Annotated in this window: 16 protein-coding genes; 9 read left to right on the top strand and 7 right to left on the bottom strand. The window is 63.9% G+C overall.

The window, feature by feature from the left end; translation table 11 throughout:
- The 3 genes from WDX12_RS11070 to WDX12_RS11060 are packed head-to-tail and all read left to right on the top strand — an operon-like array spanning position 1 to position 3,984.
- Positions 1-1,155, top strand: coding sequence for a carbohydrate ABC transporter permease (locus tag WDX12_RS11070; RefSeq protein WP_434724893.1), 1,155 nt, complete (start codon positions 1-3; stop codon positions 1,153-1,155).
- A 4-nt stretch (positions 1,156-1,159) separates the two neighbouring features.
- Positions 1,160-2,836: an alpha-glucosidase gene (locus tag WDX12_RS11065; RefSeq protein ID WP_434724892.1), complete on the top strand. Its 1,677-nt coding sequence runs from the start codon at positions 1,160-1,162 to the stop codon at positions 2,834-2,836.
- Between the two features lie 35 nt (positions 2,837-2,871).
- The gene (locus tag WDX12_RS11060; RefSeq protein WP_434724891.1) at positions 2,872-3,984 is read left to right on the top strand and encodes an ABC transporter ATP-binding protein; all 1,113 of its coding nucleotides are present in this window, start codon (positions 2,872-2,874) and stop codon (positions 3,982-3,984) included.
- Between the two features lie 88 nt (positions 3,985-4,072).
- Here WDX12_RS11060 and WDX12_RS11055 read toward each other — a convergent pair whose 3' ends face one another.
- From WDX12_RS11055 to WDX12_RS11045, 3 genes are all read right to left on the bottom strand, one after another.
- On the bottom strand, positions 4,073-4,306 hold the full coding sequence (locus tag WDX12_RS11055; RefSeq protein ID WP_320294152.1) for a DUF680 domain-containing protein: 234 nt from the start codon (positions 4,304-4,306) through the stop codon (positions 4,073-4,075).
- A 69-nt stretch (positions 4,307-4,375) separates the two neighbouring features.
- Positions 4,376-4,582: a DUF680 domain-containing protein gene (locus WDX12_RS11050; protein WP_434724890.1), complete on the bottom strand. Its 207-nt coding sequence runs from the start codon at positions 4,580-4,582 to the stop codon at positions 4,376-4,378.
- A gap of 319 nt (positions 4,583-4,901) precedes the next feature.
- The gene (locus tag WDX12_RS11045; protein ID WP_434724889.1) at positions 4,902-5,033 is read right to left on the bottom strand and encodes a hypothetical protein; all 132 of its coding nucleotides are present in this window, start codon (positions 5,031-5,033) and stop codon (positions 4,902-4,904) included.
- Between the two features lie 171 nt (positions 5,034-5,204).
- Here WDX12_RS11045 and WDX12_RS11040 point away from each other — a divergent pair, with 171 nt between their 5' ends.
- Genes WDX12_RS11040 through WDX12_RS11015 form a run of 6 tightly spaced genes read left to right on the top strand, consistent with a single transcriptional unit; the run spans position 5,205 to position 10,416 of the window.
- Complete coding sequence (locus tag WDX12_RS11040) at positions 5,205-5,633, top strand: PqqD family protein (RefSeq protein ID WP_434724888.1); 429 nt, start codon at positions 5,205-5,207, stop codon at positions 5,631-5,633.
- A gap of 37 nt (positions 5,634-5,670) precedes the next feature.
- Positions 5,671-6,747, top strand: coding sequence for a serine kinase (locus tag WDX12_RS11035; protein ID WP_434724887.1), 1,077 nt, complete (start codon positions 5,671-5,673; stop codon positions 6,745-6,747).
- The gene (locus WDX12_RS11030) at positions 6,716-7,468 is read left to right on the top strand and encodes a glycosyltransferase family 2 protein (protein ID WP_434724886.1); all 753 of its coding nucleotides are present in this window, start codon (positions 6,716-6,718) and stop codon (positions 7,466-7,468) included. The genes WDX12_RS11035 and WDX12_RS11030 overlap by 32 nt, the downstream gene beginning before the upstream one ends.
- A 46-nt stretch (positions 7,469-7,514) precedes the next feature.
- Positions 7,515-8,267, top strand: a complete 753-nt coding sequence (locus WDX12_RS11025; RefSeq protein WP_320294147.1) for a glycosyltransferase family 2 protein — start codon at positions 7,515-7,517, stop codon at positions 8,265-8,267.
- Entirely contained in the window at positions 8,267-8,944 is a 678-nt protein-coding gene (locus WDX12_RS11020; protein WP_434724885.1) for a glycosyltransferase family 2 protein, read from the top strand. Before WDX12_RS11025 ends, WDX12_RS11020 begins: the two co-directional genes overlap by 1 nt.
- A complete protein-coding gene (locus WDX12_RS11015) occupies positions 8,944-10,416 on the top strand; it encodes a nucleotidyltransferase family protein (protein WP_434724884.1) in 1,473 nt (490 codons plus the stop codon). The genes WDX12_RS11020 and WDX12_RS11015 overlap by 1 nt, the downstream gene beginning before the upstream one ends.
- A gap of 65 nt (positions 10,417-10,481) precedes the next feature.
- Here WDX12_RS11015 and WDX12_RS11010 read toward each other — a convergent pair whose 3' ends face one another.
- The 4 genes from WDX12_RS11010 to WDX12_RS10995 form a co-directional block, all read right to left on the bottom strand.
- Complete coding sequence (locus tag WDX12_RS11010; RefSeq protein ID WP_434724883.1) at positions 10,482-10,886, bottom strand: type II toxin-antitoxin system VapC family toxin; 405 nt, start codon at positions 10,884-10,886, stop codon at positions 10,482-10,484.
- Positions 10,883-11,116, bottom strand: a complete 234-nt coding sequence (locus tag WDX12_RS11005) for an AbrB/MazE/SpoVT family DNA-binding domain-containing protein (protein ID WP_434724882.1) — start codon at positions 11,114-11,116, stop codon at positions 10,883-10,885. The genes WDX12_RS11010 and WDX12_RS11005 overlap by 4 nt, the downstream gene beginning before the upstream one ends.
- 77 nt (positions 11,117-11,193) lie before the next feature.
- Positions 11,194-11,940: a ferredoxin reductase gene (locus WDX12_RS11000; RefSeq protein WP_434724881.1), complete on the bottom strand. Its 747-nt coding sequence runs from the start codon at positions 11,938-11,940 to the stop codon at positions 11,194-11,196.
- Between the two features lie 40 nt (positions 11,941-11,980).
- Entirely contained in the window at positions 11,981-12,592 is a 612-nt protein-coding gene (locus WDX12_RS10995) for a molybdopterin-dependent oxidoreductase (RefSeq protein WP_434724880.1), read from the bottom strand.
- Between the last annotated feature and the right edge of the window lie 61 nt (positions 12,593-12,653).

Genomic DNA, 12,653 nt, shown 5'->3' with positions numbered 1-12,653 from the left:
ATGGCTGCGTCCACCGGAAAGTCCTTCGCCGGCCGCTTCGGCGTCCATATCGCCGTGCTCGTCTTCGTGGTCATCTGGACCATCCCCACGCTCGGCATCCTCGTCTCGTCGCTGCGCGACAAGGACCAGATCGTCGCATCGGGCTGGTGGAACTCCTTCGCCAGTTCCAGCCAGAGCGAGGCCGGGCGTCTTCCCGCGGCGTCGGCGCAAACCCAGAAGGACGGCAAATACGTCATCGAGGGCAACATCTTCGGCGACGGGCCCAAGCGCGAGATCAGCGCCTTCGGCGTGAAATCGTCCGCGCCGACGCAGTACAAGGCCGGAACGGCTGCCGATCTCGGCGACGGTGTCGCCTTGCAGATGAATGCCGACGGCACGTTTGTCCTGTCCTCCGCGAAAGCCTTCGAGGGCGACCGCGGCCAGCGCGTCTATTTCGCCTCTTCCGCGCCGCCGAAATTCACCACGGACAACTACGATGCCGTGCTGTTTTCCGAGGGCATCGGCCGCTCGTTCATGAACTCGCTGACGGTGACCATCCCGGCAACGATCATCCCCATCCTGATCGCAGCCTTCGCGGCCTATGCATTGGCCTGGATGCGGTTTCCGGGCCGGGCGCTGCTGATTGCCGTCATCATCGGCCTGCTGGTCGTGCCGCTGCAGATGTCGCTGATCCCGCTGCTCAAGCTCTACAACGGCGTCGGCACCTTCTTCGGCGTGCCGTCCAAGACCTATCTCGGCATCTGGCTGGCGCATACCGGCTTCGGCCTGCCCTTTGCCATCTACCTGCTCAGGAGCTACATTGCCGGCCTGCCGCGCGAGATCATGGAATCGGCGCGCATCGACGGCGCCAGCGACTTCGAGATCTTCGTCAAGATCGTGCTGCCGCTGTCCTTCCCGGTGCTTGCCTCGTTTGCCATCTTCCAGTTCCTGTGGGTATGGAACGATCTGCTGGTGGCGATGGTTTTCCTCGGCACGGCGCCCGATCAGATCGTGCTGACGGCCAAGCTCAACGCGCTGCTCGGCTCGCGCGGCGGCAACTGGGAAATCCTGACGACATCGGCGTTCATCACCATCATCGTGCCGCTGATCGTCTTCTTCTCGCTGCAGCGCTATTTCGTCCGCGGGCTGCTTGCCGGCTCGGTGAAAGGAGGTTGAAGACATGCAATCGGCTTTGAAGGCGACTTCGAGACCAGACCCCGCCCCAGACCCTGCCATCGACCGCGACTGGTGGCGGGGCGCGGTGATCTACCAGATCTATCCGCGCTCCTACCAGGACTCCAACGACGACGGCATCGGCGACCTGAAAGGCATCGTGCGGCGGCTGCCCTACATCGCCTCGCTCGGCGTCGACGCCATCTGGATCTCGCCCTTCTTCAAATCGCCGATGAAGGATTTCGGCTACGACGTGGCGGATTATTGCGATGTCGACCCGATGTTCGGCACGCTCGCCGATTTCGACGCGCTGGTGACGGAAGCCCATCGGCTGGGCCTCAAGGTGATGATCGACGAGGTGCTGTCGCACACCGCCGACATCCACCCCTGGTTCAAGGAAAGCCGCTCCAGCCGCAACAATCCGAAAGCCGACTGGTATGTGTGGGCCGACGCCAAGCCCGACGGCACGCCGCCCAACAACTGGCTGTCGATCTTCGGCGGCTCGGCCTGGCAGTGGGATACCAGCCGCCAGCAATATTACATGCACAACTTCCTGGCCGAACAGCCCGACCTCAACTTCCACAACGCCGAAGTCCAGGACGCGCTGCTCGACATCACCCGTTTCTGGCTGGAGCGCGGCGTCGACGGCTTCCGCCTCGACACGATCAATTTCTACTTCCACAGCCTGGGGCTGGAGGACAATCCGCCGCTGCCGCCGGAACAGCGCAACGACCAGACGGCGCCGGCGGTCAATCCCTACAATTACCAGGACCATCTCTACGACAAGAGCCGGCCGGAGAACCTCGGCTTCCTCGAGCGCTTCCGCGCGCTGCTCGACGAATATCCGGCGCAGGCCGCAGTCGGCGAGGTGGGCGACTCCCAGCGCGGCCTGGAGGTGGTCGCCGCCTACACCGCCGAGGGCAAGCGCGTGCATATGTGCTATTCCTTCGATTTCCTGGCGCCGGAGAAGATCAGCGCGGCGAAAGTGCGCGCGGTGCTGGAGGCCTTCGGCACGGTCGCCAGCGACGGCTGGTCGTGCTGGGCCTTCTCCAACCATGACGTGATGCGGGTCGCCTCGCGCTGGGCCGCCAACGAGGCGGATCCGACCGCCTATCTGAAGGTGATCTCGGCGCTTCTGATGTCGCTGCGCGGCTCGGTGTGCATCTATCAGGGCGAAGAGCTCGGCCTTGGCGAGGCAGAGCTGAAGTTCGAAGACCTGCAGGACCCCTACGGCATAAGGTTCTGGCCGGAGTTCAAGGGCCGCGACGGCTGCCGCACGCCGATGGTGTGGGACGCTGCCGCCAAGAATGGCGGTTTCTCGAGCGCCAAGCCGTGGCTGCCGGTGCCGGGCAAGCACCTGTCGCAGGCCGTCAACGTGCAGCAGGGCGACGCAAGCTCGCTGCTCGAACATTACCGGCGCTTCCTCGCCTTCCGGCGCCAGCATCCGGCGCTGGCCAAGGGCGACATCACCTTCATCGAAAGCGATGGCGATACCGTCGCCTTCACGCGCCGCGAAGGCAATGAGCGGATCGTCTGCGCCTTCAACCTCGGCGGCAAGCCCGCCGAGGTCGATCTCGGTAAAGGCTCGCTGCAACCCTTGCCCGGGCATGGCTTTTCGGGACAGACTGGCACCGGGCCGGTCCGCCTCGGCGGATATGGCGCCTGGTTCGGGCGCATCGACTGAACTTCTAAAACAGAGATCAACGGGAGAGGAAAAACATGGCCGATGTCACGCTGAACCAGGTGAAGAAATCATACGGCAACCTCAACATTCTCCACGGCATCGACCTCGATATCAAATCGGGCGAGTTCATCGTCTTTGTCGGGCCGTCGGGTTGCGGCAAATCCACCTTGCTGCGGTCGATCGCCGGCCTCGAGGAAATCACCTCGGGCGAGCTGAAGATCGACGGCGAGGTGGTGAACGACGTGCCGCCCTCGAAGCGGGGCATCGCCATGGTGTTCCAGTCCTATGCGCTCTATCCGCATATGACGGTCTACGACAACATGGCCTTCTCGATGAAGATCGGCAAGGAAAGCAAGGCCGAGATCGACAAGCGCGTGCGCCAGGCGGCGGAGATCCTGCAGCTGACCAAATATCTCGACCGCCTGCCCAAGGCGATGTCGGGCGGCCAGCGCCAGCGCGTCGCCATCGGCCGCGCCATCGTGCGCAACCCGAAGGTGTTCCTGTTCGACGAGCCGTTGTCGAACCTTGACGCGGCACTTCGCGTCGCCACCCGCATCGAGATCGCCAAGCTCAAGGAATCGATGCCGAATACGACCATGATCTACGTCACGCACGACCAGGTCGAGGCGATGACGCTGGCGGACCGCATCGTGGTGCTGAAGGAAGGCGTCGTCGAGCAGGTGGGCACGCCGATGGAACTCTATAAGCGTCCAGGCAATCTGTTCGTCGCCCAGTTCATCGGCTCGCCGGCGATGAACATATTGCCGGCGAAGATAGACAAGGCCGGCAATCCGACCGTGGTCAGCCATGTCGGCGGCCGCAAGGCGACGGTGCCGATCGCGACGCCTGCCTCGGCGAATGGCGCCGCGGTCAGCTTCGGCGTGCGGCCGGAGGACCTCGCCATCGCGACCGGTGCGGACTATCTGTTCGAAGGCAAGGTCGACTATATCGAGCAGCTCGGCGAGGTTCAGCTCGTCTATGTCGATATCGGCCGGACCGACCTGCCGCTGGTGGCCAAGCTGCCGGGCAATGTCGAGGTCAAGCGCGGCGAGACGCTGCGGCTCAACGCCGGCGGCGGCGATCTGCACATCTTCGACGCCGACGGCCATTCCTTTACGCTGCATCGCGAGGAAGCGAAGGCCGCCTGACACCTCTCGGATGACTGGCCTTTCCCAGCAAATAAAAAAGCGGCGGGGCAAAGCCCGCCGCTCCTTCCTTCAAACCACAGTCGACTGGTTACCGGTTGCCGAAGTGGTCCCGGTCGCTACCCTGAGGGGCCGACTTCTGCGCGTCGCGCGACGAGTTCAGCAGCTTGTAGACAGGCGAATCGGTGCCGATCGACGACGTGCGTGTGGTGTCGACAGCCGGGGCCGGCTGGTTGACGCCGCTGTTGCCGTAGTTGTCGCTGCCGGCAAAGGCGGCGCCCGAAACGGCCAGCAAGGCCGCAGTGGCAAGAACAATCTTCTTCATTTTAGTACTCCTGAATTTCAAATCCGACCGATGCGGCGGGCAAGCCCGCCGCCGGTTCAAGGTCGGCTGTTAGTTGTTGCCGAAAAGGTTGTGGTCGGCGCCCGTGGTCGCAGGCTGCTGAGTGGCCGGCGCGGACTGGTGGACCGAAGCCGTGTAGGACGAGTCGACCTTGGCGGCCGCCTGATTGGCTTCGTTCGGGTTGTAATGGTCGCTACCAGCGAAGGCGCTGCCGGAAATTGCCAGAAGGGCTGCGGCAGTGAGAACAATCTTTTTCATTTTTTGCTACTCCAGTATCATTATTCAGTCCGTCTAGCGGCGTGTCTTGGGAATGAAATCGCGTCGTTCGGACAACGCTGATTTGGGTGAACCGGCTGCCTGATTCCAATCACGAAGTTTTTCCGTCTGGACCATGATTCCGCATCTTGAAATTTTGATAAGCATGCCTATGATTTTATTTTTATCGAATGAAGTCATACTCTTATGCGCATCCGGCAGTTGGCTCACAAAATGTATCGGAGCCCCGACGTTCACACCGTCCTGCACGCACCGTCAACAGAAACGAACCGTTCAGTTCGATTTTAGAATCTCCTAATAGTCACTTTTCGATACTGTTAATCATCCTACCCCCTGTTTCAAAGACCGATTCGGCCCGCTGCGGGATCGTGTTCTGGCTGAGAACCAAGAGCGCGTTCGCGCCGGAAGAGGTTGCAGCCGCCTGCTTGTCCATGCTGGAAATCAAGTCTCGATCCGCCAACCAAACCCCAAAATGGTCGAGACGGCGCCGGCACCCCTTGCCTTGCCAAGCAAGGATCGAGCGTTTACAGGCGTTGTCCAGGGGTCAGGCAATGATACGACCGGCGCAGCCGGCCGGCTGGAATTGCAGAGCGGGGTCAAGGACATGCCTCTTTCCGACGTCTATGCCGTTGCGAGCAGGGACATCGTCTTCGAATCCTTCGACGGCGAAGCCGTCGTGCTCGACCTCTCCAATGGCAAGTATTTCGGCTTCTCCGATTCCGGCAGCAAGGTGTGGCAGGCGCTGTCCTCGGGTGTCGGCACCGAGGCGCTGATCCGATCCGCGGCGGGCGCTGCCATGATCGACGTCGCAACGCTCGAGTCCTTCATTGGGCAGCTGGTCGAGTTTGGGCTGCTGGCCCCTTCCGACGCAATGCCGCTGCCCTCTTCCGACGATTTGCCGGCGGCGCTGGCGTCGGCGCGCGAGCCGCTCAATGTCAGCGTCCACGACGATCTTGCCGACCTCATCACCGTCGACCCGATCCACGAAGTCGAGGAACCGCTCGGCTGGCCCGCCGTCAAGCAGGTTTCCTGAGCGACCGGCGACGGGCCAGGTCAGGCTGGAACAGACCATGCCACGCGTCACGATCGAGACCCTGCCGGACTACGCCCGCTTTCTCCTCGCCGCCGCCGAAAGCGCGGCCGCGCAATTCCCGGTCCAGCGAACCATCCGCCTGCCCGGGCTGGAACTGATCGCGCACCTCGATTCCGGCACGCTCGCGGATGCCCTTGGCCACGCGTTCGTGGAAGCCGACGGCGGTCGGCGGGACTTGCGCCAATGCCGCATTTTCATCGGCCATCCGGGCGTCGGCGACATGCCGGTGCCGGCAAGCTGGGGCGATGCGCATTTCACCGAACATGGCTTTGCCCAGAAACTCGCCGAGGCGGGGCTGCGCGGCCATCATTTCCACGATCTGGATTTCTGGCAGGTCTATGATCCCGACCGACGGGTCGGCGTCCAGCTGATGCGGTCCGCCGACGCGTTTCCACCCTGGGAGCAGGGGGCGCCATTGCGCGCGTTCCTGCACTGGGAATACGCCGCACGCGGCATGCGCCTGGCCCATGCCGGCACGCTGGGCCTCGACGGCAAGGGCGTGCTGCTGGCCGGCGCCGGGGGCGCGGGAAAATCCGGAACCGTCGTTGCCGGCCTGCTCAACGGGCTGGACAGCGTCGGCGACGACTATGTGCTGATCGACCTCGATAACGGCGTGACCGCGCGGCCGCTGTTTTCAGTCCTGAAGCAGGACCCCCAAGGTTTTGCCCGGCTCGGGTTGGAAAGACGACTGGGCGGAGACCGCCCGATCAACTGGCAAGGCAAGCACGCCTTTCACATTAACGAGATAGCACCTCGGCCAATGCGTGCGACTCTGGACATTTCTGCGTTGATGGTGCCACATGTCAGTGGCGGAAAGACGAGTTCGATCGCACCGATTTCGCGCAAGGATGCCATCATCGCGCTGGCGCCCTCCGGCATTGCCCAGATGCCTGGCGAGCGGGAAAGCGGCTTTCGCTTCTTCAGCGATCTCACACGCTTGCTGCCGTGCTACCGGCTTTTCCTCGGGACGCATCCGGAGGAGATTGCCGGTACGATTGCGGATTTCCTAGCGCGGGTGCCCGATGAAGCTGAGCGTGATCATGCCGGTCTATAACCGCGAGCGCTTCGTCGTCCCGGCCCTGCGCTCGCTGCTGCGGCAGCGCGACGCCGCCGACCTCGACATCATCGTCATCGACGACGGCTCGACGGACGGATCGGCCGAGGCGGTGCGCTCGATGATGGACGAAAACAGCTGCATACGCCTGTTCCGGCACGCTCATACGGGTGTTGCCGGCGCCCGCAATGCAGGTCTGCGGCAATTGCCGGCGGATGCCAGCTTCGTGTCCTTCCTCGATTCCGACGACATCTCGCTTCCCGGCCGGTTCAAGGCCGACCTCGTCCATTTCGAAACGCATCCCGCCCTCGACCTGACTTACTCGCTTATGACGCTGGCCGACCGGATCGACGACGAGACATTGGAGCCGGCCGCGAACAGCCGTATCATGACGCTTCGCGGGCTCTCCTTGAGCACCGCCCTGTTCAGCCGGGCGCTTGTCGATCGCATCGGCTGGTTCGACGAGGAGTTCGAATTGTCCGAGGACACAGACTATCTGCTGCGCGTCTTCGAAACGGGCCCCCGTTACGAGCTGCTGGATAGCGTCGCGATCTACTACCGGCGCCATGCGGGAAACACCACCAGGGAGAATGACGGCAGGTTGCGCGACCACCTGCGGGCGATCCACAAATCGATCAGACGGCGCAGGGCGGATCCTTCGCTGCGCGAGGCTCCGGGAATTTTCGAATTCAAGAGCCCGCCCGACTGGCAGGTCATGTGATGAGCGCCGGGGGGCGAGACAGCGCAAGACCAACGAGGAGCTTCGGATGAAGCTCTCCGTGATCATGCCGGTCCACAATCGCGAGACCTATGTCGGCGCGGCGCTTCGCTCGCTCATCAGGCAGCGCGACGCCGCCGACCTCGACATCATCGTCATCGATGACGGCTCGACCGACGGTTCGGCCGAAGCGGTGCGCTCGATGATGGGCGAAGCATCTTGCATCCGGCTGTTCCGGCAGGAAAACATGGGCGTGACCAGGGCGCGCAACAGCGGGCTCGGGCGGCTCAGGCCGGAGACGGAACTGGTGTCCTTTCTCGATTCGGACGACATCTCGCCAGCCGGGCGCTTCGCGGCGGACCTCGACCTTTTCAGGCGGGATCCCTCGCTCGAGCTCACCTATTCCAGGATGATGCTGGTCGACAGGCTCGACGACGAGACGCTCGAACCAACCCGCGACAGCAACAGCATCACCGTGCGCGGCATCCATCTCTCGGCGGCGATCTTCTCGCGCCGCCTGGTCGACCGGATCGGCAGTTTCGACGAGGACTTCGCCCAGGCCGAGGATACGGACTTCCTGCTGCGCAGCTTCGAGGTCGGCCCCCGATACGTGCTGCCGGACACGCTGGCGCTTTATTACCGGCGGCACGCCGGCAACATGACAAGGCAGGAAGACGTCCAGGCGCGCGAGTTCATGCGCGCCATCTACAAATCGATGAAGCGCCGCAGGGCCGACCCGTCGCTGAAGCCGATCGAAGGCATCTTCGAACTGAAGAAACTCGCGGACTGGCGGTTCATGTGATGAGCGGATACGGCGTCGTCATTCCGGCCTACAACGCCAGCGCCACGATCGCCGAGACGCTGCGGTCGGTAGCGGCGCAGACGGCGCGCCCCGAACTGGTCGTGGTGGTCGATGACGGCTCGACGGACGATCTCGCCGCCGCGATCGGCGGCATCGACCTGCCGCTCGAGCTTTTGCGCCAGGACAATGCAGGGCCCGGCAGCGCGACCACGCGCGGCATCGCCGCGCTGTCGACGCACTTCATCGCCACGCTCGATGCCGACGACCTTTGGCTGCCCGGAAAGATAGCGGCGCAGCTTGCCCATCTCGAACGGCTTCCGGCGACATCCGGGGTCTTCACCCATATACGCAGTTTCCGCGACGGAGAGCCCGCCGCGATGGCCCCGACCGCGACGCCCGGCTGGTCGCGCTCGACGATGCTGATACGCCGGGCGGCCGCGCAGGGCGTCGGACCGATGGTCGACCCGCAGGGCGGCCGTGGCGAGATGATCGACTGGATCGCCCGTGCGCGGGAAAGCGGTTTTGTCCTCGACATGATGCCTGACATCCTGGCGCTGCGGCGCATCAGACCGGGAAGCCTGTCCTACGGGCGCGATGCGGCACGCGACCGCGGTTACCTGGAAGTGGCACGGCTCGCCATGCTGCGACGGGCGCAAAGCAAGGCCGGCTCCAGCTGATGGCGAAAATCCGCCGCATCGGCAGGCGCTTTCCCGACTATGGCTGGTCGTGGCCGACCGGCTCGCTCGACCAATTGCTCAAGGCAGCGCTTCTGCCCGACGAAGAGGCGGCGCGCCTTTGCGCCGAACGCTGGCTGGACGAGAACGACATCGACCATGTCTCCTTCCGGGAACACCGGTTGCTTGCCGCGATCTCCGACAGGTTCGGACGCAAGCTTGCCGGCCACGCCGCCTATCCGCGCCTAGTCGGCCTGCAGAAGATGCTGTGGACCAAGTCGCGCATGGCCATGCGGGAGGCCGAGCCGGCGCTGAAGGCGATGGTCGATGCCGGTTGCACTGTGATGCTGATCAAAGGCGCCAGCCGCATCGCGCTCGACGCCGCCGCGCAGCGCGGGCGCGTGGCGCATGACATCGATATCCTGGTGCGGCCCGACGATATGCAGCCGGCTTTCGATGTGCTGCGCGACCGTGGCTGGCAGATCGCCACTGGCGTTTCCCCGCAATATCTGCGCACAAGGCTGGCGTCGCTGCGCTCGATGAATTTCTTCAAGGGCAATTACGGCGACATCGACCTGCATCAGCTCGCTTATGATGGCTCGCAGCAGAATGCCGAGGACGACCTGGCGATCTGGCACCGCGCGATTGCCGCCAAATTCAGCGACGTCGGCGTGGTCGTGCCCTCGCCCGCCGACCGCATCGCTTTGGCCATCGCGCATGGCGGCCTCGACGCGCATACGCATAGCGATTGGCTGGTCGACTGCGCCGTGGCCATCGAAGGCGGCGATGTCGACTGGGGCATATTCCTCGATGTCATCGCCAGGCGCGGCCTCGCCGTGGCCGCGGCCGTGGCGCTTTCCTACCTTGCGCTTGAGATCGGCATCGCGGTGCCGGAGGCCATCCTGACCAAGGTGGTGGATATGGCCGACCGGCGCGGCGCGGCGCGGCTGTCGTCGGTCCTGCAGGCCAAGCCGCGCACTGATTTCGGCGCGCTGACCTGGCTGTCGCGGGGATTTGCGAAGCAGTTGCGCCTGCGGCGCAAGAAAGGCCGGCTGAAGCAGACCGAGCCGGACATCGTGTGGCGCGGGAAGTCCATAACGGCGAAGGCAACCGGCGCGCCGCCGCCGTTCGTGCTTTCCCAGGCGCTGGATGAGCCGCAGGGCGAAATCAGCGAGATGATGCTCGATCTCGTCGTGCGCATCGTCGTCCCGCCGGTCAGGCGACGCATCGAAATGGAGATCAATGCGGGCGACCGGCACGTGGCGCGGCTGCGCTCGATGATGATCAGTCGTTCCGGTGGGGAGCGGATGCTGCGCTTTCGCGGCAAACTGATGCTTGACCGGACGGGACAGGCCCTGGTGCTGGAGGCACGGCCGTCACGGCAGTTTCGCGTCTGGGACAACGAGCAGGCCGTCGCCACCTATGGCGCGCTGCCATTCCAGCTCGTTTCAGCAAAATTTTCTCCGACCGGATGAGCCCTGGCGGGCCGCTGGCGTTGATTACGGCGTCGGCGGCTCGGCGAGGGCAGCCTGGCAGTTGCTCAGGAGTCCGGAGTGATCAGTTCCAAGGAGGGGAAGTAGGTCCGATATCGGCCGACATCGCGGGTCAGAAGCGGGAGGCGGCCGACCGCGGCATGAGCTCCGATGAAGAAGTCAGGCAACACGCCGGTTTTGTGTCCTCCTGACCGGCGGTACTGTGTGAATACCTTTCCGGCAAGGAAAAGAGCCGCCCTTGGCATGGCAGTCATTTCAAGACCGGCCACATCAAGAAACGCCTCAAGATCCTCGATGCGGGCGTAGCGAACGGCAAGCTCGGCATAGATCACGTGGTTGATCAACAATGGTCCATTGAGACTTGCCGCCTCAAGCTGCGCAAGCGACCAATCCGCCCAGTTTGGATCGTCCGTAACGAGGTCGAGCAGAACATTGGTATCGACAAGCGTCACGTTTCGCCGCGCGTCAGAGCCATGATTGCGTCGGTCGTGAGTCCCTCACCAGCATGGCCGCGCAGCTTGGCAAATCGGCTCACCGGCCGTTTTTTGTCGACAGGAGCCAACACGACGCTTCCATCGGCGGCGCGCCTGAAATCGACCCTGCTTCCGGGAACGATCCCCAGCAGGTCGCGGACCGGTTTGGGGATGGTCACTTGCCCCTTTGCTGTAACGGTGGTGGCCATCTTCGCCCCCTCGGTAATACCAGATACAAGTAAGGTATTACTTTCTGGATCGAATTTCAACGGCTCGCAATTGCAATTCAAACTCCGTAACGCTCGGTGCGGATGATTTCCGCCGGAACGCCGGCGCCGATCAGGGCATCGGCGGCGGCTGACACGAACGCGTTCGAGCCGCAGACATAAGCGAGCCTTGGCGCCTTCGGCAGGCGCTCGATAGCCTGCGCCATCATGCGGGCGTCGACGCGCCGGGAATAATCGGACGGCCGCCTCGCCGGTTCGCGGGTCAGCGTCAGCACCAGATCGAACCCGTCGCGGCGATCGTCGAGGCCGATCAGCTCGTCACGGAAAATCACCTCGTCCCAGACCCGCGCCGAGAACACCAGCGCAACGGGCACCGCATTGTTGCGCAGCGTGCGATGGCGCACCATCGCCATCAGCGGCACGACGCCCGAGCCGCCGCCGACCAGCAGGATCGGCCCGCCGTCGCTCTCTTGCCAGATGAAATGGCCGCCGAGCGGCCCGCGCAACTCGATCTCGTCGCCGACGGCGGCCACGTCATGGAAGAAGGGCGAGACCTCGCCGTCGTCTAGCCGCTCGATCGCCAGCTCGATAGCAGCACCGGCTACCGGCGCCGATGCGATGGAATAGGAGCGGCGCGCCTGATAGCCATCCGGCGCCGTCAGCCTGATGTCGACGTGCTGCCCGGCCAGATGGGCGACGGGCCGCGACGGTCGGAACCAGAAGCTGGTGACGCGCGGCGTGCGCTTTTCGATGCGGGCGATCGTGGCTGCCTGCCAGGGCGATTGCGGCGATGGCTCGACGCTCATCGATTGCTGCTCACGGATCGCCCCTCATGGAGATCGCCCCTCATGGATCGCTCGAATAGCGCTGCTCGCGCCAGGGGTCACCATACATGTGATAGCCGCGCAGCTCCCAGAAGCCCGGTTCGTCGCGCTCGGTGAACTGCAGCCCGTTCACCCATTTGGCCGATTTCCAGAAATAGAGATGCGGCACCAAAAGCCGCGCCGGCCCACCATGGTCCGATGTGATCGGCTTGCCCTCATAGAGCAGCGCCACCATCGCCTTGCCGGTGACGAGGTCCTTGGTCGGCACATTGGTGGAATAGCCGTCGAAAGACAGCGCCAGCGTGTAGGCAGTCGGCGGCTCGATGCCGGCGTCGGCGAGGATGTCGTCGACCATTACGCCTTGCCAGGGCGTGTTGAACTTGGTCCAGGCCGTGACGCAATGGATGTCGCGCGTCATCTTGCTCTGCGGCAGGGCGTTGAACTCTGCCCAGTTCCATTTCTTGATCGGCCGCGGCCCCTGCTTGAGGGTGAAGGACCAGTCCTCGGTGCGCACCCGCGGCGTCGGCCCGGCCGACAGAACCGGGAAACCCTGCTCCAGATACTGGCCGGGCGGAATGCGCGCGTCGGTGTCGGAAGGAGGACGCCGTCCGGAAAAGAAACCACGGGTCACCATCGAGACATCTCCTGCGCCGGCGGAAACGATCGGCGCAGTGTTCTCGAAGATGTCGCCGCGG

The sequence above is a fragment of the Mesorhizobium sp. RIZ17 genome (assembly GCF_051127865.1).
GTDB classification, from domain to species: domain Bacteria; phylum Pseudomonadota; class Alphaproteobacteria; order Rhizobiales; family Rhizobiaceae; genus Mesorhizobium; species Mesorhizobium humile.
Note: the sequence above shows the minus strand (reverse complement) of the source record. Positions and strands in the feature narration are given on the sequence as shown.

Coding starts and splice junctions, on each gene's coding strand:
- WDX12_RS11070 (WP_434724893.1), top strand. CDS start 1: ATGGCTGCGTCCACCGGAAAGTCCTTCGCCGGCCGCTTCGGCGTCCAT.
- WDX12_RS11065 (WP_434724892.1), top strand. CDS start 1,160: ATGCAATCGGCTTTGAAGGCGACTTCGAGACCAGACCCCGCCCCAGAC.
- WDX12_RS11060 (WP_434724891.1), top strand. CDS start 2,872: ATGGCCGATGTCACGCTGAACCAGGTGAAGAAATCATACGGCAACCTC.
- WDX12_RS11055 (WP_320294152.1), bottom strand. CDS start 4,306: ATGAAGAAGATTGTTCTTGCCACTGCGGCCTTGCTGGCCGTTTCGGGC.
- WDX12_RS11050 (WP_434724890.1), bottom strand. CDS start 4,582: ATGAAAAAGATTGTTCTCACTGCCGCAGCCCTTCTGGCAATTTCCGGC.
- WDX12_RS11045 (WP_434724889.1), bottom strand. CDS start 5,033: ATGGACAAGCAGGCGGCTGCAACCTCTTCCGGCGCGAACGCGCTCTTG.
- WDX12_RS11040 (WP_434724888.1), top strand. CDS start 5,205: ATGCCTCTTTCCGACGTCTATGCCGTTGCGAGCAGGGACATCGTCTTC.
- WDX12_RS11035 (WP_434724887.1), top strand. CDS start 5,671: ATGCCACGCGTCACGATCGAGACCCTGCCGGACTACGCCCGCTTTCTC.
- WDX12_RS11030 (WP_434724886.1), top strand. CDS start 6,716: ATGAAGCTGAGCGTGATCATGCCGGTCTATAACCGCGAGCGCTTCGTC.
- WDX12_RS11025 (WP_320294147.1), top strand. CDS start 7,515: ATGAAGCTCTCCGTGATCATGCCGGTCCACAATCGCGAGACCTATGTC.
- WDX12_RS11020 (WP_434724885.1), top strand. CDS start 8,267: ATGAGCGGATACGGCGTCGTCATTCCGGCCTACAACGCCAGCGCCACG.
- WDX12_RS11015 (WP_434724884.1), top strand. CDS start 8,944: ATGGCGAAAATCCGCCGCATCGGCAGGCGCTTTCCCGACTATGGCTGG.
- WDX12_RS11005 (WP_434724882.1), bottom strand. CDS start 11,116: ATGGCCACCACCGTTACAGCAAAGGGGCAAGTGACCATCCCCAAACCG.
- WDX12_RS11000 (WP_434724881.1), bottom strand. CDS start 11,940: ATGAGCGTCGAGCCATCGCCGCAATCGCCCTGGCAGGCAGCCACGATC.
- WDX12_RS10995 (WP_434724880.1), bottom strand. CDS start 12,592: ATGGTGACCCGTGGTTTCTTTTCCGGACGGCGTCCTCCTTCCGACACC.